General features: G+C 27.4%; 16 protein-coding genes. 10 read left to right on the top strand and 6 right to left on the bottom strand.

Annotated features, from left to right (window positions below):
* Positions 1-26 precede the first annotated feature (26 nt).
* The 4 genes from BMUR_RS13195 to BMUR_RS13180 form a co-directional block, all read right to left on the bottom strand.
* The gene (locus BMUR_RS13195) at positions 27-278 is read right to left on the bottom strand and encodes a TM1266 family iron-only hydrogenase system putative regulator (protein ID WP_008727843.1); all 252 of its coding nucleotides are present in this window, start codon (positions 276-278) and stop codon (positions 27-29) included.
* Positions 279-410: 132 nt separating this feature from the next.
* Positions 411-2237, bottom strand: a complete 1827-nt coding sequence (locus tag BMUR_RS13190) for a methyl-accepting chemotaxis protein (protein WP_013115041.1) — start codon at positions 2235-2237, stop codon at positions 411-413.
* A 320-nt stretch (positions 2238-2557) separates the two neighbouring features.
* Positions 2558-3421 carry a tetratricopeptide repeat protein gene (locus BMUR_RS13185; RefSeq protein WP_013115040.1) on the bottom strand — a complete coding sequence of 288 codons (864 nt, stop codon included), beginning with the start codon at positions 3419-3421 and terminating at the stop codon, positions 2558-2560.
* A gap of 19 nt (positions 3422-3440) precedes the next feature.
* Positions 3441-4856, bottom strand: a complete 1416-nt coding sequence (locus BMUR_RS13180) for a fibronectin type III domain-containing protein (protein WP_013115039.1) — start codon at positions 4854-4856, stop codon at positions 3441-3443.
* A gap of 288 nt (positions 4857-5144) precedes the next feature.
* Here BMUR_RS13180 and BMUR_RS13175 point away from each other — a divergent pair, with 288 nt between their 5' ends.
* Positions 5145-5777: an ankyrin repeat domain-containing protein gene (locus BMUR_RS13175; RefSeq protein ID WP_013115038.1), complete on the top strand. Its 633-nt coding sequence runs from the start codon at positions 5145-5147 to the stop codon at positions 5775-5777.
* 84 nt (positions 5778-5861) lie between these two features.
* On the opposite strand, the gene BMUR_RS13170 is transcribed toward BMUR_RS13175, so the two are convergent.
* Positions 5862-7334 (bottom strand): 4Fe-4S dicluster domain-containing protein, encoded by a 1473-nt coding sequence (locus BMUR_RS13170; protein ID WP_013115037.1) that lies wholly within the window; start codon positions 7332-7334, stop codon positions 5862-5864.
* A 327-nt stretch (positions 7335-7661) separates the two neighbouring features.
* Here BMUR_RS13170 and ald point away from each other — a divergent pair, with 327 nt between their 5' ends.
* Entirely contained in the window at positions 7662-8774 is a 1113-nt protein-coding gene (gene ald / locus BMUR_RS13165; protein ID WP_013115036.1) for an alanine dehydrogenase, read from the top strand.
* A 350-nt stretch (positions 8775-9124) separates the two neighbouring features.
* On the opposite strand, the gene BMUR_RS13160 is transcribed toward ald, so the two are convergent.
* Positions 9125-9862 carry a lysophospholipid acyltransferase family protein gene (locus BMUR_RS13160; protein ID WP_013115035.1) on the bottom strand — a complete coding sequence of 246 codons (738 nt, stop codon included), beginning with the start codon at positions 9860-9862 and terminating at the stop codon, positions 9125-9127.
* Between the two features lie 109 nt (positions 9863-9971).
* Here BMUR_RS13160 and BMUR_RS13155 point away from each other — a divergent pair, with 109 nt between their 5' ends.
* The 8 genes from BMUR_RS13155 to BMUR_RS13120 all read left to right on the top strand — a co-directional run bounded on the left by BMUR_RS13155 (position 9972) and on the right by BMUR_RS13120 (position 20149).
* Entirely contained in the window at positions 9972-10841 is an 870-nt protein-coding gene (locus tag BMUR_RS13155; RefSeq protein WP_013115034.1) for an NAD(+)/NADH kinase, read from the top strand.
* Positions 10841-12565 (top strand): DNA repair protein RecN, encoded by a 1725-nt coding sequence (gene recN / locus BMUR_RS13150; protein ID WP_013115033.1) that lies wholly within the window; start codon positions 10841-10843, stop codon positions 12563-12565. Before BMUR_RS13155 ends, recN begins: the two co-directional genes overlap by 1 nt.
* Before the next feature lie 56 nt (positions 12566-12621).
* Positions 12622-14178 (top strand): FGGY family carbohydrate kinase, encoded by a 1557-nt coding sequence (locus BMUR_RS13145; RefSeq protein WP_013115032.1) that lies wholly within the window; start codon positions 12622-12624, stop codon positions 14176-14178.
* A 142-nt stretch (positions 14179-14320) separates the two neighbouring features.
* On the top strand, positions 14321-14548 hold the full coding sequence (locus BMUR_RS13140; protein ID WP_013115031.1) for an FmdB family zinc ribbon protein: 228 nt from the start codon (positions 14321-14323) through the stop codon (positions 14546-14548).
* Positions 14549-14610: 62 nt separating this feature from the next.
* Positions 14611-15639: a 23S rRNA (adenine(2503)-C(2))-methyltransferase RlmN gene (rlmN, locus tag BMUR_RS13135; protein ID WP_013115030.1), complete on the top strand. Its 1029-nt coding sequence runs from the start codon at positions 14611-14613 to the stop codon at positions 15637-15639.
* Between the two features lie 80 nt (positions 15640-15719).
* Entirely contained in the window at positions 15720-18431 is a 2712-nt protein-coding gene (locus BMUR_RS13130; RefSeq protein ID WP_013115029.1) for a DUF4132 domain-containing protein, read from the top strand.
* Positions 18428-19150 (top strand): polyprenol monophosphomannose synthase, encoded by a 723-nt coding sequence (locus BMUR_RS13125; RefSeq protein ID WP_013115028.1) that lies wholly within the window; start codon positions 18428-18430, stop codon positions 19148-19150. Before BMUR_RS13130 ends, BMUR_RS13125 begins: the two co-directional genes overlap by 4 nt.
* A gap of 6 nt (positions 19151-19156) precedes the next feature.
* Positions 19157-20149 (top strand): ABC transporter substrate-binding protein, encoded by a 993-nt coding sequence (locus tag BMUR_RS13120; RefSeq protein WP_013115027.1) that lies wholly within the window; start codon positions 19157-19159, stop codon positions 20147-20149.
* Positions 20150-20269: the final 120 nt, after the last annotated feature.

Here is a 20269-nt window from a genome sequence, read left to right as displayed (position 1 = left end):
TATTTTATAATTAAACTGTTTAGGTATTATTTTTTACTGGCATAAAGTGCTTTTGCAGAAACATTTTCAATCATGCCAAGTTTACCTGTTAAACTATTAATTTTATCTATAGGAGCATTTAATACTATGCTTATTATATTTATATTTTCTTCTCTGTAAGGTATACCCATTCTTCCTATAACAAAATCACTGTAGCTATGAAGAATTTCATTCACCTTTGCCGCAGCATTGGTGTCTTCAATTATTATACCTATAACAGCAATTCTATTATTTTCCATAAACTAACAAAAAATATAAATATTATTTTAAAATAAATTCCTTTATGATAAACATTAACAGTTATTCACTTAGGTTATTTTATTATAAAACTATAAATTATTTTGTAAATAGCTTTTATTAATTTTTTATAATTATTTTTCTATATGGAAAAAGCTAACAACATTTTGAAGTTCTTTAGCATCATTATAAAGCGATATAGAAGAAGCAGTAGACTCTTCTACCAAAGCAGCATTTTCCTGAGTAATAGTATCCATTTCCATAACAGCTTTATTAACCTGAGCTACTCCAGACTGCTGTTCTACGGCAGCAGCACTTATATCTTTTATAATATTTGCCGTATTTTCTATTTGCTCTTTTATTCCTATAAATAATTGTTCCTGACTTTCTACAATCTCATTAGCTTTATTTATCTTTTCATATACCTGATTAATCAATTCTGTAATATCTTTAGCAGAAGTCTGACTATTTTGTGCCAAACTTCTAACCTCGCTTGCTACAACAGCAAAACCTTTACCCTGATCTCCTGCACGTGCCGCCTCTACAGCCGCATTAAGTGCTAAAATATTAGTCTGAAAAGCAATGCCTTCTATAACTTTTATTATATCTTTAATTTTCTCACTGTCATTATTAACTTCATTCATACTTTTTACTGTTTCTGATACCACTGAAGCAGCATTTTCTATAGCTTCCTTACAGCTATTCATCATATTATTCCCTTTTACAGAATTATTAGTAGCCATTGATATTGCTGAAGATATTTCTTCCATAGAAGATGCAGTCTCTTCAAGGTTGGCTGCTGTATTTTCTGCTTTTGCAGCTAGGTTCTTATTTCCAGAAGCAAGGGCATTAGCCGCATGCGACATCTTATCAGCATTATGCAAAGTTGTTTCTATTACTTCTATTAATTTATATTTCATATTATGAAAAGAATGTGATAATTCTCCAATCTCATCTTTTCTATTTAGCTTTCTTTTATGCATAATAAGTCTGCCGCTTTCTATCTCCTTAGCCTCTTCGACTACAATATTAAGAGGTTTTATTATGCTTCTAGTAAATAAAAATACTACTAATGTCATAATAACCATCGATATAATGCCTATTATTACACTTATTACAATAATAGATCTATTAACTTCATATATCTCTTTAGTATCCATAGCATAAGCGACTATCCAAGGCTGAGCAGTCATTTTTTTATAAAATCCTTCTCTTACACCATATTTTAACTTTCCAGATACAGATGAGTTTTGCATTATACTATTATATTCACTCGGAGCCTGCTTATTTATTTCTTTAGGATCTGTATCCATTACAACCACAGATTTATTATTAACTGTTACTATCCTTCCAGACTGTCCTAAGCGTACATTACTAAAATAGGCGTCATATATAGACATTATTTTTATAATAGAAACTAAATAACCTATCAATTGATCATTATAATCAAGTATTCTCACCCCTAAAGATATTGTAAGATCCCCAGTAGCAGCTGATTTAACAATATCATCTCCAAAAGAAACTTCTTCGCCTGCTAATAATTTATTCATCATAGTGGGTCTTAAATCCATGAAATTTCGGCCTATTAATTGTGAGTTTCTATCAAAAACTATCACACCTCTAGTATCCATTATAGAAATATTCTCTACAAAATTATTATTTTCTACAAATGAAGTTATATCCAAATAAACATTATTACTATAGGCAGCGGCATTTGAAAAGAAATTTTTAATATTGGCACCGCTTGTATATGATTTATTAAGCATAACCTGAGCATTTAATATAGAATCAAACAAGTTAGCGTACCCCTCAACGGTATTCTCAAAGCCCGTATTTGTACTTTCAGTTATACCTTTATTTGAAAAGTATACTGAAGTTGACAATAAAAAACCTAACATCAATATTGACAATAAACTGATAGTAACTGGTAGTTTAAAAGATAAACTATGTATTTTCTTCATAATGATACCCCTAATACTAAATAAAAAATGAAATAATAATTAGAATAATTTATAAATTTAGTATAGTAAAATTATATATTAGTGTCAATAAAATAAATTTAATTTTATATAATTATGAAATTATAAAAGTTTTATTACTGAATATATAAAATATATAATGAAAATAGGTAATGATATTATACTTGATGCAAAACTAATGAAATATTATTATTTATATATAAGTAATTATATTATTTTATAATATAATTAATATATAACTTAGATTTACAATTTATAATAAAAAGTTTTATTTATATGTAATTGCAGAAATAAACTCTTATTTAAGATACGCAGACTTTCTCTTCATAAACTTCTTTAGCTTTAGAGTAAAACTCTGCAGCTTTTTCATAATTTCCATTAATAAATTCAATATTGCCTAAATGGAAATAAGAACTAGAATCAGGATTTTCTTTTATTTTTTTAGTATATTTAGCTTTGCTTTCTTCCAAATTAGGATAATTATCTTTTAAACTTTTGCTTCTAAGGTTTTTAAGAGCAAGAATTTCCGGAGTATCAGCAGGATACATAGCCAAAGCCTGCAAATACATATTTTCAGCTCTTTTATAATCTTTAATTTCATGAAGGCATACACCGTAATAATGATAATCATTATGGTCAGCCAAATTATTATCTACTAATATTTTATAAAAGTTCATAGCCTCTTTATAAAGTTCATTTCTAAAAAAGTAATTAGCCATATAAACCAAAGCAACTCTGTCTTTTGAATTAATTTTAAGTACATTTTTGGCAGCTTCCAATCCTTTGTCTTCTTCTTTAAGCATAGTACATAAAGACAAAAACTCATAATAAGGATCAAGATTCTGAGAAGTATATAGTGTAATACCTTTTCTATAAAGTTCAAAAGCCTCTTGAAGTCTGTATTCTTTTTTGGCAATAGCTCCCAAAATAAAATATGCTTCAGCTGCCATCCAATATTCCAAGAAAGTGTTTAAAAATATTTTAGCATGTTCATAATCGCCGTTTTCAAATAAGGAAACAGCTACCTGTAAATACGACTTCATATCTTCAGAAGTACTTAATCTCATACTTCTTTTTAAAGCCTCGATAGCTTCTTCATTTACTCCTTTCTTTAAAAGTTCCTCTGCAAGATTACTTAATTTCATTGCTTTAGTATTAGTAGACACGTTAATCTCCTTTTTTATTTTAATGAACTGGTCTGACATAAACTTCTTTAGAAAAACCGCTCTCTATATTCCCGCCTTCTCCGCCTATAGCGGTTATAGTAAAATAATAAACCTCATTCGTATTAAGTCCTTCTATATAGTATTCAGTCTGATTTCCTATCTGTATAGGAGTATATTCAGCATCATTATAAACTCCGGGTTTTGTACCGTAATATATTTTATAGCCTACAACATCTTCATGAACACTATCCCATCTTAACATAACAGAATTATTATTAACAGCTGTTGCTGTTAAATTAACAGGTATCTGAGGAAGTCTTCCTTTATGATAGGAAATATCAACATTGTTCAATATAGGGGTTATATTTCTATCAGCATTGCTATTCAATACAGCTCTTATCTGAAGATATCTTACATTAGATGTCATATAATTAGTATTATTATCTAAATACTGCCAGGCTATATTACTATCATCTGGAGCAAAATAATAATCTGAAGTTCTATAATAAAGGTCTATATAGCAGCCATTCGTATAACTTCCTGTATAATTTATAGAGTCTATAAATGTATTTTTATCTTCAAAATCTATAACTCTGCTTATTATTTCTCCGTTTGATGAATATCTATATAAATTAAAATCCTGTTTATAATCAGGGGTAAAATAAAAAGAATCTAAGCCTCCTATAAAACCTTGTCCTAAATATAGAGGATCTAATTTGATATTTTCAAATTCAGCAACATAAGGAGATCCGTTTCTATCCCCTGTACTTGTTAAATATATAACTTCTTCTTCAAGTCCGTCTATATATTTTACTAATTTTCCTGTAGAAGCATCAAAACTAACACTATGATGTCTCCATTCATTTTCCTTTAAGTACTCTCCTCCTGATAAAGTAACATTTGTATACTGACCATTATAAGAAAACAAATTATTAAACTGCCAAACTAATCTGCCATTAATAATATTTGCTCTTATACCTGCATATTTTGTAACACCATTATCATTATATATAGCCATCTTTGAAAGCACTTTAGAATTCATTCTTACTCTATAAGGATTTAAATAAAATTCAAAAGTAAAACTTGACATAGAAACATCATCAGAACTATCTAAATAATGATCTATTTTCACATAAGACCTAATATTTGGAAAAAATACAGCCTTTCCGCCATTAGCACCAGCTATATATTTTATATCTGAACTGTAGCTTAATCCATGAAAATATGAAGAGCCTAAAATAGTTCTCTCAAATATTAATGTCATATCGTTTGATACTTCATCTGAATTACCGTTATTTAATATAAAACTATTAGTAATATTATCTAATGAACTGTAATAAACATTATTTGTATCTGAAAAAACATTAATAACAGCCGCATTTAGATTGACTGTACAAAATAAAATAAACGCTATAAAAATACCTATATAACGCACTTTCAATTCCTAATTATTTTTATAATTCTTTAATAATTCTTCGGATATTTTTTTAATTCCATTATTAAAAATATAATAAAAACACCCATTTAAAACTATATATTAATACAAGCTGTAAAAATATATAAAAATAAATCCTACAATTTAAATATAAAAAAAAATTAAAATATGTTATCATAATTTTTATATTTGGAAGTATTTTAAAGTTATTTTAATAGTAATGTATTTTAGTAATATAAAAATATATTGTTTGACTTGGCAAAAAGAGTACAATTTAAGGATTAAATTATGAAAGTTTTAATTATTATCTTATTAATATCAGATGCGATGTTATTTGCAGATATAAAAATAGGTTTCTTTTCGGCAGTACATAGCGGAGATATAAAAACAGTACAGGAATATATAGAAATGGGTATTAATGTTAATATACAAGATGATATGAAAAGAACTCCATTAATGATAGCAATATATAAAAATGATATGAAAATGGCTAAACTTTTTATTGATAATGGGGCAAATGTTAATATACAAGATAATAAATTTAATTCTCCTTTTTTATATGCCTGCGAGAAAGGATATATAAATACAATAAAAATAATGTATGTTAATGCTGATACTAAAGTAGTTAATATATATGGAGCAAATGCTTTAACACTGGCATGCGAAAAAGGACATTGGGAAACAGTAAAATTTCTGCTTGAAAATACAGATGTAAATGTTAATCATATAGATAATTTATCAAGAACAGCTCTGCTTGAAATAGCGATATTTGGAAAAGATACTATTAATTACGTAGAAATAGTAAAACTTCTATTAGAGCATAATGCTGACAAAACCATAAAAGACAGTAAGGGAAATGATGCTTTATACTATGCAAAAGAAAGAAATTTGAAAAATATAGAAAAATTATTGATAGAATAATTAAATTAAGAATAATTAAATAAATAAAAAAGGCAAGAGTAATAATAACTCCTGCCTTTAATTATTGCTTATTTTAATAAATTATCAGTCTTTTTTAACTTCAGTACCAGTAGAAGCGTATCTTTGTAATTGAACAGCAGCCGCTTTAGGATTTTTAACTACGCAAGGACCTCCTACACAGCCTCCGTTACAAGCCATAACCTCAACAAGATTAGGAGTATCATCAGTAACAGGAGTTTCTCCAGACTGAACTTTTCCGTATCCTTTAAGCTGCTTCATACCATCTTTATCAAGCCCGTTAATAACAGCAGCTTTTAATTTTTCAGGGTGTTTTAATCTTATTTTAACAGCTTCAGCTACACCGCCGCTCATAGCATATTTTCTTCCAGAAGCAGTAGGAACAACTCCTATATCCAAGTCTGGCTCTTTAGCAACTTCTGTACCAGTAGCTATAAATAAAGCATCAAGCTCCTCCATAGATAAACAATAATCCACCAATTCATCATCTATACTCTCTCTTCTCTTAGCAAGACAAGGACCTATAAAAACATTAACAGCATCTGGATCTTCAGCATGCATCATCTCAGCGGTATAATGCATAGGAGTTTTAGTTTCAGATACACAAGGAATCAATTCAGGCACATGTTTTCTAACAGCTTTAACATAAGCAGGACAGCATGAAGTAGTCATAAGTTTATCTCCCCTCTCCATTCTCTCTTCAAACTCAGCAGCTTCCCTGTCAGAAGTAACATCAGCACCCAAAGCCACCTCCCAGACTTTATTAAATCCTATTTTTAGTAATGCACTTTTTAATTGTCCAGGTTTAGCATTAAACTGTGAAGCAATAGCAGGAGCATACATAACATTAACTTTTTTATCCTCTTTTAAGTGTTTTAAAACATCTACAAGCTGTCCCTTATCCATCATAGCACTAAAAGGACATTCCCTCATACAATTGCCGCAGAATATACATTTATGATAGTCTATTACTTCTTTACCCTGCTCATTTTTATTAATTGCTCCTACAGGACAAGATTCCTCACAAGGAACAGGTATATATATAATAGCATGATAAGGACAATTTTTTAAACATAATCCGCAGTTTATACATTTGCTGCTGTCTATATGTGCCCTTTTTTCATCTAAAATAGTAATTGCATCTTTAGGACAATTCACCAAACAAGGTCTTGCCAAACAAGCCTGACATGCATTAGTAACCATAAAATTTGCTCTTACACAAGCATTGCATGCCTCATCAAGTACTGTAAGCATAGGCCAAGTTGGTTTTTCTCTTTCTAAAGCTAATTTAGCATACTCTGACAATGGTATTCCGCTGTCTTCTTTACCCTCAACGCTTATTCCAAGCCTAGCCATAATTCTATTTTTCATTATTTCTCTGTCATTATGTATACAGCACCTTATAGATTTACTGTCTCTTGGTATAATTTCTATAGGCAATCTATCTATATCCTCTATTAATCTGTCTTCAATAAACATTAATGCTATTTTTACCAAAATTTCTTTTTTTAACTGAGAGGCATTATTATTAATATTCACCTTATATTCTCCTATATTTTTAAGTGATTTGATATTAAATTAAGTAGTATAATATCATATTTATTATTATGTATTATAATATGAAGTTTAATTTTTTCAAGTATAATATTCAAATTATGTACAAAAATTTATTGTATATAGTATTCATATTAAATGTATAATAATCAAACAAAAATACAAAATAAAAATATATTAAATAAAATAAAAAACTAATTTATTTCTTGACAAACCATAATTAAACAACTATATTGTATGTATATAGAGTTTTATACACAATATAATATACTTCTATATAAAGTAATTTTGATTTTAAAGGAGTTTTTTTATATGCTTATAGGATGTCCAAAAGAAATTAAAAATCAAGAGTACAGAGTAGGATTAACACCTGCTAATGCAGCTGATTATATACTGCATGGTAATAAAGTAATTATAGAAAAAGGTGCAGGAGAAGGATCCGGATTTAGCGATGAAGAATATAAAAAAGTTGGTGTTGAAATAGCTGATAAAAAAAGAGTATTTGAAGCAGATATGATTATTAAAGTAAAAGAACCTATAGAAGAAGAATATGAATATTTCAGAGAAAATCAAATATTGTACACTTATTTACATTTGGCTGCTGACAAACCTTTAACAGAAATGCTTTTGAAGAAAAAAATAAGAGCAATAGCATACGAGACCATGAAAGATGAAATGAATCAGCTGCCTTGTTTAGCTCCTATGAGCGGTATAGCTGGAAGATTGTCAATTCAGGAAGCTGCTAAATATATGGAAAAGAAATTCGGAGGAGAAGGCGTATTATTAGGAGGTGTTCCGGGAGTACAAAAAGCAAATGTTGTTATATTAGGTGCTGGTGTTGTAGGGCTTAATGCTGCTCAAATAGCTATGGGATTTGGAGCTAATGTATCTATTACTGATATTAATGCAGCAAGACTATCCTATATAGATCAAATATTTAATATGAGGATAAATACATATTTCAGTGCTCCTTCAACTTTAGAAGAATTATTTAAAACTGCTGATGTTGTGATTGGAAGCGTACTTATACCGGGGGCTAAAGCTCCTAAACTTTTAAGAAAAGAGCATTTAAAAATGATGAAAAAAGGAGCTGTAATAGTAGACGTTGCTATTGATCAAGGAGGCTGTTTTGAAACATCTCACCCTACTACTCATGATGACCCTATATTTATAGTAGACGATATTGTTCATTACTGTGTCGCCAATATGCCGGGGGCTGTGGCAAGAACTTCTACTATAGCACTTACTAATTCTACAACTCATTACGGAATAATGATTGCTGAAAAAGGATTAGAAGAAATTTGCAAAACAAATAATACTTTGCTTACCGGACTTAATACTTATAATGGAAAATGTACATTTAAAGGTGTTGCTGAAGCATTTGATATAGAATATACAGATCCTAAGACAGCATTATCTAATTAAAAAATAAATAAATTTTATATAAAGTGCCGTAAAGTTTAGTAATCTTTACGGCTTTAATTTAAAATTATAAAAAAATTACATATAAATATATTGACTTTAATACTTATTTAATATAGTATTACTACTAAAAATAACAGTTTAATTAATTTTAAAAAACTCTTTACTTAAAAGTAAATAAGAAAATTATCAATTTTTTATAAGTACATAAAACTCCAAAATCGCTATAAGTTATACTTATAGCGATTTGCTTTTTTAAATTTATTAAATTTTAAAAGGGAAAATTATTATTGTTAATAAAAATTAATCCTTGATTAATATAAACCTCTAAAAGACAAATAAATTTTTATACCTTACTTTCCGTTTTTAACCTCATTATAGTTCTTAGACATAATCTCATACCAATAATTTAACTTGGCATTATCATCTCCATCTATATCTTTTAGATAGAAAGGTTTTAGAAATCTTACTCTTATTTTTCTGAAAGGATTAATTTTAATACTCTTTGCCTTCATAATATCTCTAGTTCCATATATGACAACAGGAAGTATTTCTATATCAGGACATCTCTCTGCTATTTTTAATATTCCTCTTTTTGGCTTTCTTATTTCTCCGTCAGCACTTCTGCTTCCTTCCGGATATATAACTATACTAGTACCATTTTTTAATCTGTCTTCCATATCATCTATAGATTTTACAGCACCTACAGTACCGCGTTTTACAAATATATAATTAGCAAGCGACATACCAAAACCTATTAAAGGCACTTTTCCGTAAGTATCTTTTGAAACAAAAGCATATGATTTTTTAAATATTGAAAAACATGCAAATATATCAAATGAGCTTTGATGATTAGGAGTAAGAAGGTATGTTTTATTAGGATTATAATTTTCTTTTCCTTCAACATTAAATGAGATAAAAGCCATTTTCATAAGTACTCTTCCCCAAACTTTTGCCATTGAATGCACCCAATATTTTGCCTTCTTTTTGCTGAATATACGGATAAACGGATAAACAGGAAATGCGATAATAATGCATAATAATGTATGGATAAATCCCAACAAAAAATAAATTAAACTAAACAATATCATATCAATAGTTTATTATAAAAATTAAAAATTATCAATATATAACTTGATATATTAATTACTGTTTGATATAATCAAATGAATTATTTTTAGAGTTTTTAATTAAAGTAATATGAATAACAAAGCAAAAAAGCAAATAGGAATTATAGTAAATACACTTAGGGGTGATCCTGCTTGCATTCTAAAAAACATTAAAAAAATATTAAAAAAATACAATATAGAACCTATTATAATAGATTATGATATATCTACTTATATGAATATTAAAAAAGCAATAAGAAAATTAAAAGATGTATCAATGCTTATATCTATTGGAGGAGACGGCACATTATTATCTGCTTTAAAAATAGCTATAAAATATGATATTTCTGTACTACCAATATATAACGGCACGCTTGGTTTCATATCAGAGATTCCTCCGAATGAAGCATATATGATACTTAATGAATATCTTGAAGGTAAAAAAACACTTTATGAAATAGAGCCTAGAACTTTATTATCTGTAAGTCTATATTCTACTAATAAGAAAGTTATTAAAGAATATTTAGCTGTTAATGAACTTGTCTTAAGTAAATGTTCTGGAAGAGCTATATATATTAATATTATGATATCAGGTAAACTTATATCTTCAATAGTAGCTGACGGAGTAGTGATAGCAACCCCTACAGGCTCTACTGCTTATGCCTTAAGTGCAGGAGGACCTATATTATCGCCTAGTATTGATGCTATATCTTTTGTACCTATAGCTCCGCATTCACTTACGTTCAGACCGCTGGTTATTCCAAAACATGATACTATAGAATTAGAATTAACAGAAAAATCTTTAAAAGCTATGGTTATTATAGATGGGTATGATATATGCCAATTTAAAAATTATGATAAAATAAAGGCAAAAATAAGTGATAAAAACTGTTACATATTTCAAAGTGCTAACAGACTGTTTTACGATATACTTAGAAATAAACTTAATTGGGGCAGATAATGCTAAAATATCTTGAAATAAGAAATTTTGTTTTAATAGATAAATTAAAAATTAATTTCAGCAGCGGTTTTAATGTGCTTACTGGAGAAACTGGAGCCGGTAAAAGTATTATAATCAGTGCTTTAGAACTTATTACAGGTGAAAAAGGCTCTATAAGAATGGTAGGCTCTAATGGGGACAGACTTATTGTTACTGGAAACTTCAAACTTCAGTCATCTTCAGAAATAGTAAAAAATAAATTAAAAGAATGGAATATAGAAATTAATAATGATGAACTTACTATAAAAAGAGAAATTACTAAAGACGGAAAAAGCAAGTCATTTATAAATAATGTAGGAGTAAAAGTTGCTGAATTAAAAGAGCTTGGAGATTTAATAGTTGATATTCATGGACAGCATGAACATCAGTCTCTTTTTAATCCTGCAAATCATATTAATTTTTATGACAGTTATTTAAATATAGAAGATAAACTTGAAAATTATAAAAATCATTATTATAAATTAACAAAACTTATAAGACAATATAATGAAATATCTCAGAATAAAAACTCTATTCTAAAAGAAAAATCATTTTTGGAATATGCAATAGACGAAATAGAAAAAGCAAAATTAAAACCCAATGAAGATGAGGATATAAAAAACGATATAACAATGATGTCAAATGCTGAAAGTATAGCCTCATCGCTTTCTTCTATAAATAAAGATATATTCGGAAGCGAATCTGGAGCTTATACAAAACTCACAAGAAGCATAGGAGCATTGCAGACGGTATCAAAATATGACAGCAGACTTTCAGATATTGCTTCGCAGATAGAAGGCATAACGTTAAATCTCGAAGATATAAAAAGCGTATTAACAGAAATAAGATACAAAACAAAATTTAACCCTGAAGAACTTGAATCCCTTAATGAAAGACTTTTCTTTATAAATAACCTTAAAAAGAAATACGGCTCTAATATAAAAGAAATTATATCATATGCCAAAGATGCAAAAGAAAAATTAGAGTCTTTAAATTTCTCAGAAGAGGATATTGAAAATTTAAAAAAAGAAATAAAATCTTTAAGAGAAAAAACTTCAATACTTGCTAAAGAAATATCTGATATAAGGCATAATAGAAAAGATGAATTTATAAAGGCTATAGAAAGCGAGATGAATGATTTAGGTATGTCATCTACAAAATTTGATGTTGAAATAACTTTAGATGAAGATGATGAAGGAATACTAAATATTGACGGCTCAAATATAAAGGCCAATTCTAATGGAATAGATAATATAGAGTTTATAATAGCACCGAATAAACAGAGTATATATCAGCCTCTTAGAAAAATTGCTTCTGGAGGGGAAATATCAAGAATAATGCTTTCATTAAAAAATGTACTTTCTTTAGGCGACTACTGTGAAACATGCGTTTTTGATGAGATAGATGTTGGAGTTGGCGGAAGAATAGCTGAGGTTATAGGTGAAAAAATAGCTGCCCTTTCAAAAAGAAAACAGGTATTAAGTGTTACGCATTTGGCACAAATTGCAATATATGCTAATAATCATTTTAAAGTTACAAAAAATGAAGGCGAAGATACTGTAACTTCTACTATTGAAGAACTAGATAATTCCATGCGTGTTAATGAAATTGCAAGAATGATAACTGGAAAAGAAATTACAGAAGCAAGCATAAAACATGCTGAAGAATTATTAGAACATGCTAAAAATAATAAAAAAATTATATAAATAATACATATCATAAAAAATAATACAATCAATCTATAAAATATCAGGAAGTAAAAATGTATACATTGGGAATAGATTTAAGCACTCAAAGTGTAACTCTAAGTATTTTAAATTATGAAACTAAAAAAAATGAATTAAATATATCTATAGCTTTTAACTCATTAGAAGAAATAAAAAAAACGTCTATGAATAAAAATACACTTTTAATTTATTCTAATGTAAGAGGAAAAGCCGAACAAGACCCTAATATATTTTTGGCGGCACTAAATAAAGCATTTGATGAACTTAAACAAAAATGCAGTATAAAAGATATAAAAGCAATACAAATATCAGCACAGCAGCATGGACATGTTTATTTGTCTGAAAAATATAAATATAATTTAGAGAAGTTAAGAGATAAATCATCAGCAAATCAAAGTTTAATGGATATGTTTAAAGACTCATATTCATATAATGCCACACCTATATGGAGAACTTCCTGCACACAGAAAGAAGCCAATGAATTAAGAGAAGCAGCAGGCGGAAAAGAAAAAATGATACAAATAACAGCCTCAAACTCTCCCCTTAGATTTACAGGTGCTGTTATAAAATACTATTTTGACCATAACAAAGGTTTATCAGAAAATACATACAAAATATTTCTATTAAATACATTTATAGCCTCAATATTAACTGCTAAAGACAATATACCTACTGACTTTGGAAATGCCTCTGGTACAAGTTTGATGGACTATAATAAAAGAGAATGGAATGATACATTATTAAACACTATATCAATTGATTTAAAGCAAAAATTAGGAGAAATCGATGCTCCATCTAGTTTTGCAGGCTATATATCCGAATACTTTATGGAAAGATACGGTTTTGATAGTGAATGTATAGTTGGTATAGGAAGCGGTGATAATCCACAGACAAAAGTTTTATATAAAGGCGATATATTATCATTAGGAACTAGTTTTGTTTATATGCTTGATATAGATGAAAGCACAAGAGATTATTCAGGTGCTGCCAATAATATGTATGACGGTATAGATAATCCTTTTATGATATTATGCAGAACAAATGGAGGCTTAGTTTTAGATGAAATTATGAACTCCTATGACAGAACATACAAAGAAGCTGAAAAATCTTTAGAAACAAATGCTGATAATCTTCCAATAATGCTTTGGCAGAAAGAATATGAGTCTGCTCCTATAAGTAAGGCGTTTCCTATAAAAAGATATTATGAAAAGCCTTCATTTGATGATGATTATAAAGGTATAGTTTTAAGTTCTTTAGGATTATTAGAAATATATTTAAGCAAATTTACACATAAAAACAGAGATGATAATAAAATAGATCTTGCTGTTACTGGCGGAGTTTCAAACAATAAAGAAATAGTAAAAATAATATCAAATATTTGGGAAGCTCCTATAAAAATACTGCCTTCAGCTGGTGCTTCTTTGGGAGCTGCCTTATCTGCTGTACTTCTTCTAAAAAAGCAAGTTTCTTTAGATGAAATTAGAGACGCCTTAATCGATAATAATGTAATAGAACCTGATTTAATGCTTGCAAATAAATATCATAACTATATGAAAATTTTAAAAGAAAGATATGAAGATATTATTAAATAACTATAATTTTAGTTTGTGTCTATCTGTATATCTATTCATAAGCAATTACTTATATAATCTGTAAATAAATATACTTGACATATTTTTATTCACATAATATATTTATCAGCAATTAATTTTTAAAAATTAAAGAGGAAAAATCATGCCGACTTATGAATATAAATGTGAAAACTGCGGTCATGAATTTGAAGAGTTTCAATCAATAACTGCAGAAGCTAAAGCTGCTTGCCCAGAATGCGGCAGCGAAGCTAAAAGAATGATATCTTTAAATAGCGGTATCATATTTAAAGGAAAAGGCTTTTATGTAAATGATTATAAAGCCAAAAACAGTGCATCAGAATCCCCTACTCCGCCTACAAAAAGCTGCTGAGGGGTCTGATTAAAACTTATAGGTTATAAGTTAAATAAAAAATAAAATATATACAAAAAACTATGTCAAAAAAAATATCTATAATGAATGTTTCAGAAGAGGATTTATCTAAATTCTGTGAGGAAAATAATTTTCCAAAGTTCCATGCTTCTCAGGTACTTGATTGGATATATAAAAAGTATGCTGTAAGTTTTGAGGATATGAGCAATATACCAAAAAATTTAAGAGCATTACTTGATGAAAACTATTTTATACATAATTCTAAAATAGAAACTATATCCGAAGATGAATACGGAACAAAAAAATTATTAATTTCATTATACGATAAGAAAAAAATAGAATCTGTTATTTTACAAAAAAAAGATAGAGTAACTTTTTGTCTGTCATCACAGGTAGGATGCGGGTACGGCTGTGCTTTTTGTGCTACTGGAAGTATGGGTTTATCACGCAATCTTACTGCTGATGAAATACTTGCTGAATTTATTTTAATGAGGGCCGTTACAAAAAAGGTAAATTCCATTGTATTTATGGGTATGGGCGAACCTTTAGCTAACACCAAAAATCTTTTCAAAGCCATAGAAACTATTAACTCTTTTAAAGGCTTTAATTTGGGAATAAGACATATTACTATATCAACTTCAGGCGAGGTAGTCGGAATAAAACAGCTTATAGAAAAAGATTTAGACTGCCGTCTTGCCGTTTCTTTACATTCATTAAAAAATGAAGTAAGAGATAAAATTATGCCTATTAATAAAAGATATCCTATTGAAAACCTTATGGCTGTACTTAAAAGATACAGTAAAAACGGAAAAAGAATGATAACTTTTGAATGGGTGCTTATAAAAGATGTTAATGATTCTGTTAATGATGCCTATAGACTTGTAAATTTGAAAAAAGAGTTTCCTTTCAAAGTAAATGTCATTCCTATGAATCCGGTAGAACATGCTCCTCATCTTCAAAGACCTAATAAAGATATTATATTAAGATTTAAGTCTATACTGAAAGATAATGGCATTGAAGTAGTAGAAAGATTTAAACAAGGGCAGGAAATCTTAGCAGGCTGCGGACAATTAGCTGTAAAAAATTTATAAAATATATACTATTTATTTTTTGTATAAATAATAGTATAATAATAATTAGATAAAAGTTAATTAACAATTAAGAGTTTTTTATGGAAAAATTTAATAGTTCGTTATTTAGCAGAAGATATGAGGGCTATAACTTAGAAAAAGAAATATGCATAATTAACAGAGGAATAGTAGACAATGATATATATGCACTAGATTTTCTAAGAGAAGCCAATTATACATACAGCAAAGACAGAGATTATTTCTATACTCTCTATTCAAAATTAGAAAAAAGCAATAACTGCGGAATATATTTAATATTAACTGCTATTCTCTTAAAAAAAGGAGATGAAAAAGCTAATATAAAAATAGCAGAAAAGAAAATAGATCTGCTTATGCAGAAAATATATGACTCTTATTATGCTAAATACAATATAGTAGAACATTTAGGTACCCCAAACAGTATTACAGTTATTAATGATGATATAATCTATGAAGATGATAAAAGATATGATCTCATTAAAAGATTTCATGTAAAAAAATCAGCTTTCGGATACTTTAGTGCTTTAAGACCATATGCCCCATATAATTTGAAAAAAGCTCCTAATTCTAATGACATTTCTTTCATAAAAAAATCGCTTCTTACAAACTATAGAATATACTATATACTTTTATTATCCGAATATTCCAAAAAAGCAAAAAGACTTTTAAATATTATATTAAAGACTAATAATTATAAAGCATTAATATATTTAATATTAACAGAAAAAGAAGGATTCAATACAACATATCAGGAAAGTCTTGATTATTTAAACGGATTTGACATAACTTTATCAGATATTATCATATCATATATATTTTTCTATTCTTATAATGACAGAATATCATATTATGATTCATTTGCTGTACAAATAAAAAATAAAGAGTTTAATAATTTTTTCTACTCTCTTATAAAAAATAACAGCGATTATTTTGAAAACCTATTCTCAAATAAAAATTTTATAAAAAGAATAACAAAAAACAGTAAAAATTTCATACCATTTTTGAATGAACTCTACAGCAAAGAAATAAATTTTAGTTCAAGTAAGGTACTATGTTCTTTACTTGAAAACAAGTCAAAAAAAATAAGAAAAGCTGCCATAAAAATTATTAATCGAAAGAAAAAAGAATCATATGAATACTTAAAAGGTTTAAATAGTGATCTTGCAAAAGATATATTGAAAAAATGGAAAAATAAAAAGATTATTAATTCTGGTTTTAAAGATATAAGCAGTCTTGTAAACTTTGTTAATAAAAACTACAATAAAAAATATGAGAAAAATCTTTTATGTATAGATGAATCTATGCTCTATGGTGTTTTAAGCAAAGACACTAATCAAAATATTCCAGTTATAGTAATGAAATATATTTATATAGAATATTCAAGATTAAAAAATCCTATAAAAATAAAAGATTTGGATAAAATTATATCATATTTTGATTTTAATTCATTTATAACAGTAATAAAAAATGTATATGAAAAATGGATTCATGAGGGTGCTGATACCTCTTATAAATATGTAATGATACCATATTTGGTGTATGAAAATGAATATAAAATAGATAAGGTAGTTTATAAAATAAAAGAATGGTGCGAATCTGGAAGAATATCCCTTGCTAATTATGCTATATCAGCATTGGCTTCTAATGGAAGCATTAATTCTCTTATAGTTATTGATTATATATCAAGCAACTTTAAATATTTTCAAATAAAAAATACATCAAAATTAGCATTTAAATCAGTTGCTAAAAGATTAAATATATCTGAAGATAAATTAAGTGATAAAATAATACCTGATTTCGGAATAGACTTAAACGGAACAAAAACTCTTAAAGATGATAAATATTCTTTTACTATATATTTAAATGAAAAATTAAATATAGAGAAAATACTAGATAATAACATTAATAAATGCATCAATAAATTAGACAAATACAGCAGTTTAGATAAAAATATTTTAGACGAATTTACAAGTATAAAAAATCATATAAAAATATGCTATAAATTCCAATTAAACAGATTATACAAAGCATTAATGACCGGAAAAAAATGGAGCGTTGAAGACTGGAAAGAAATATTTGCTAACAATTATATTATGAATGTACTAGCTGATATGTTTATATGGACTATCTACAATAAAAATGGTAAAATACTAAAACATGTAAAATACAGCAGAAAAGAGAATGCATTCTATACATTAGATTATGAAATATATAAAATAAATAAGCAGTATCAATTATCCTTAGCAAGCCCAATAGAAATGTCAAAAGATGATATAGAAAAATCAAAAACACTTATTTCAAAATTTAAAATTAAGCAGCCTTTTAATCAAATGCAGGAGATTACATTTCATTTTGAAGAAGGCGATATAAAAGAAAATATAATAGTAAAATATAGAAATAAAGAAGTGAAAATAAAAACTTTTAAAAGTTTAATAGACACATTAGATATGGAATTGGATTATGAAAACTCTTATATAGTAGGATACAAAATTATAGATTCTTCTATATCCATAGGAGTAAAAATAAATTTAATAGGAATGGATAATGCCATAGAAGATAATGATATAATATTATTTGGAGATATAGTATTTTATAAAGTAGATTCTAATGAAGTATTTTCATATAAAAATATTATAGACCCCGCAGCATCAAATTTAAGATATGTAAACTACATAATGTTTAATATAGATAATCACATAAAAAGAAACGCAAACAAAATAAAAAAAATAGAAACTATACAAAATAGAAATAGAAGGATAACAGATAATAAATGAAAGCGATTATAGTACTTCCAACATACAATGAAAAAGACAATATAGAAAATATGATAAATACCGTATTAAATCTTCCTGAATATATAGAGATTTTAGTTGTAGATGACAATAGTCCTGACGGAACTGCTACTATCGTAGAAAAATATTTGAATAATGAGAGGGTTCATCTATTAAAAAGAGATAAAAAAGAAGGACTTGGACCTGCCTATATCGCTGGGTTCAAACATTCATTTCAATATAATCCGGACTATATAATAGAAATGGATGCTGACTTTTCTCATGATCCTAATTTTGTAGTTAAGTTTATAGAAAGGATAGAAAAAGAAAAACTTGATTTAGTTATAGGTTCAAGATATTGTAATGGAATAAGTGTTGTAAATTGGCCTTTAAGAAGACTTTTTTTATCGTATTATGGAAACAGATACGCAGCATTTATACTAGGTTCAAAGATTATGGATATAACAGGCGGATTTAAATGTTTTAGGGCTTCAGTATTAAAAAAAATGAATTTTGATAATATTATTTCAGCTGGTTATTCTTTTCAAATAGAAATGAATTACTCTTTTGAAAGCAATGGATACAAAATAAAAGAAGAGCCTATTATATTTTATGAAAGAAGAAGCGGACAATCTAAAATGTCTAAAAATATTATAGCTGAAGCATTATTTAGGGTTGTTCGTTTAAGATTTAGAAATAAAAAGAAATATTTCAATGGATAATTAATAATGAAAAAAATAATATACATATTAATAACTATTGCAATATTATCCTGCAGTAATAATACAAAAAATGATAATGAAGATAATATTATAAAAATAAATGTGGGGTATTTAGCAGATTTTGCAGGAGCTTCTGCGATTGCAATAGCCAAGGAAAAAGGATTCTTTGAAGATGAAAATTTAGATGCTCAATTAATAAAATTTTATAGCGGACCCTCTGAAATACTGTCAATGATAGGAAATGAAATAGAATTTGCGTATATAGGAAACGGAGCTCATTCTCATGCTATAAACGGATATGTTCAAGTATTGTTTCCAAATGGAATAAGTAAAGCTGAACAAATAATATCCGGTAAGTGGACTAATATAAGAACTATATCAGACTTAAAAGGAAAAACTGTAGCTACACATCTTGGTACCTCAGGAGAAACAATGCTTAATATAGCTTTAAAATCTGCAGGACTTACAAAAGAAGATATAAATTTATTAAATGTAAACGTTACAAACTTAGCCAATATGATAATAAATAAAAAAGCAGATGCTGTATCTACTTGGTCTCCATATACAAAAGAAATCACTGACTCTATACCAGATCAATACACTGTAATATCAAGTATAACAAATTATTCAAATGAAGCAGTATTCATAAGCAGTTTTATATCAACTTCCAAATATATAAAGAATAATTCGTATGCAGTTGAAAGATTTTCAAGAGCAATATTAAGAGCTATGGATTATAGAAAATATAATTTAAATGAAGCAGTAAAAATTACAGCCGAAATAACAGAACAAGATGAAAATATGATGAAAAGAGAAATAGATACTGCCGTTTGGTTTTCATCAGCAGATTTAAAAAATTCATGCAAATATAAAAACATAGAAAAGTGGTATAATACTCAGCAAAAAACATTTTTAGATTCTGGAATTATTAAAGAAAATGTACCTATTACTAATTATGTAGAATTAGATAGATTAAAAAATATACTATCAACTTTATAATTTGGATTTTATATATGAATAAAACAATATATTATATTATATTATTTTTACTATTTCATACAATTCAGCAGAAAATATTTTAGCATTCAGAGTCAATAATTGAGAATTTAAATTAAGGAG

The organism is Brachyspira murdochii DSM 12563 (assembly GCF_000092845.1).
GTDB classification, from domain to species: domain Bacteria; phylum Spirochaetota; class Brachyspiria; order Brachyspirales; family Brachyspiraceae; genus Brachyspira; species Brachyspira murdochii.
The sequence above is the reverse complement of the archived record's forward strand: the minus strand, read 5'-3'. Positions and strand labels throughout refer to the sequence as shown.

Bases quoted from the DNA above. Each gene is read 5' to 3' on its own strand.
- BMUR_RS13125 (WP_013115028.1), top strand. From the start codon at position 18,428: ATGAAAGCGATTATAGTACTTCCAACATACAATGAAAAAGACAATATA.
- recN (WP_013115033.1), top strand. From the start codon at position 10,841: ATGCTAAAATATCTTGAAATAAGAAATTTTGTTTTAATAGATAAATTA.
- BMUR_RS13140 (WP_013115031.1), top strand. From the start codon at position 14,321: ATGCCGACTTATGAATATAAATGTGAAAACTGCGGTCATGAATTTGAA.
- BMUR_RS13155 (WP_013115034.1), top strand. From the start codon at position 9,972: ATGAATAACAAAGCAAAAAAGCAAATAGGAATTATAGTAAATACACTT.
- BMUR_RS13130 (WP_013115029.1), top strand. From the start codon at position 15,720: ATGGAAAAATTTAATAGTTCGTTATTTAGCAGAAGATATGAGGGCTAT.
- BMUR_RS13160 (WP_013115035.1), bottom strand. From the start codon at position 9,862: ATGATATTGTTTAGTTTAATTTATTTTTTGTTGGGATTTATCCATACA.
- BMUR_RS13175 (WP_013115038.1), top strand. From the start codon at position 5,145: ATGAAAGTTTTAATTATTATCTTATTAATATCAGATGCGATGTTATTT.
- rlmN (WP_013115030.1), top strand. From the start codon at position 14,611: ATGTCAAAAAAAATATCTATAATGAATGTTTCAGAAGAGGATTTATCT.
- BMUR_RS13120 (WP_013115027.1), top strand. From the start codon at position 19,157: ATGAAAAAAATAATATACATATTAATAACTATTGCAATATTATCCTGC.
- ald (WP_013115036.1), top strand. From the start codon at position 7,662: ATGCTTATAGGATGTCCAAAAGAAATTAAAAATCAAGAGTACAGAGTA.
- BMUR_RS13195 (WP_008727843.1), bottom strand. From the start codon at position 278: ATGGAAAATAATAGAATTGCTGTTATAGGTATAATAATTGAAGACACC.
- BMUR_RS13145 (WP_013115032.1), top strand. From the start codon at position 12,622: ATGTATACATTGGGAATAGATTTAAGCACTCAAAGTGTAACTCTAAGT.
- BMUR_RS13190 (WP_013115041.1), bottom strand. From the start codon at position 2,237: ATGAAGAAAATACATAGTTTATCTTTTAAACTACCAGTTACTATCAGT.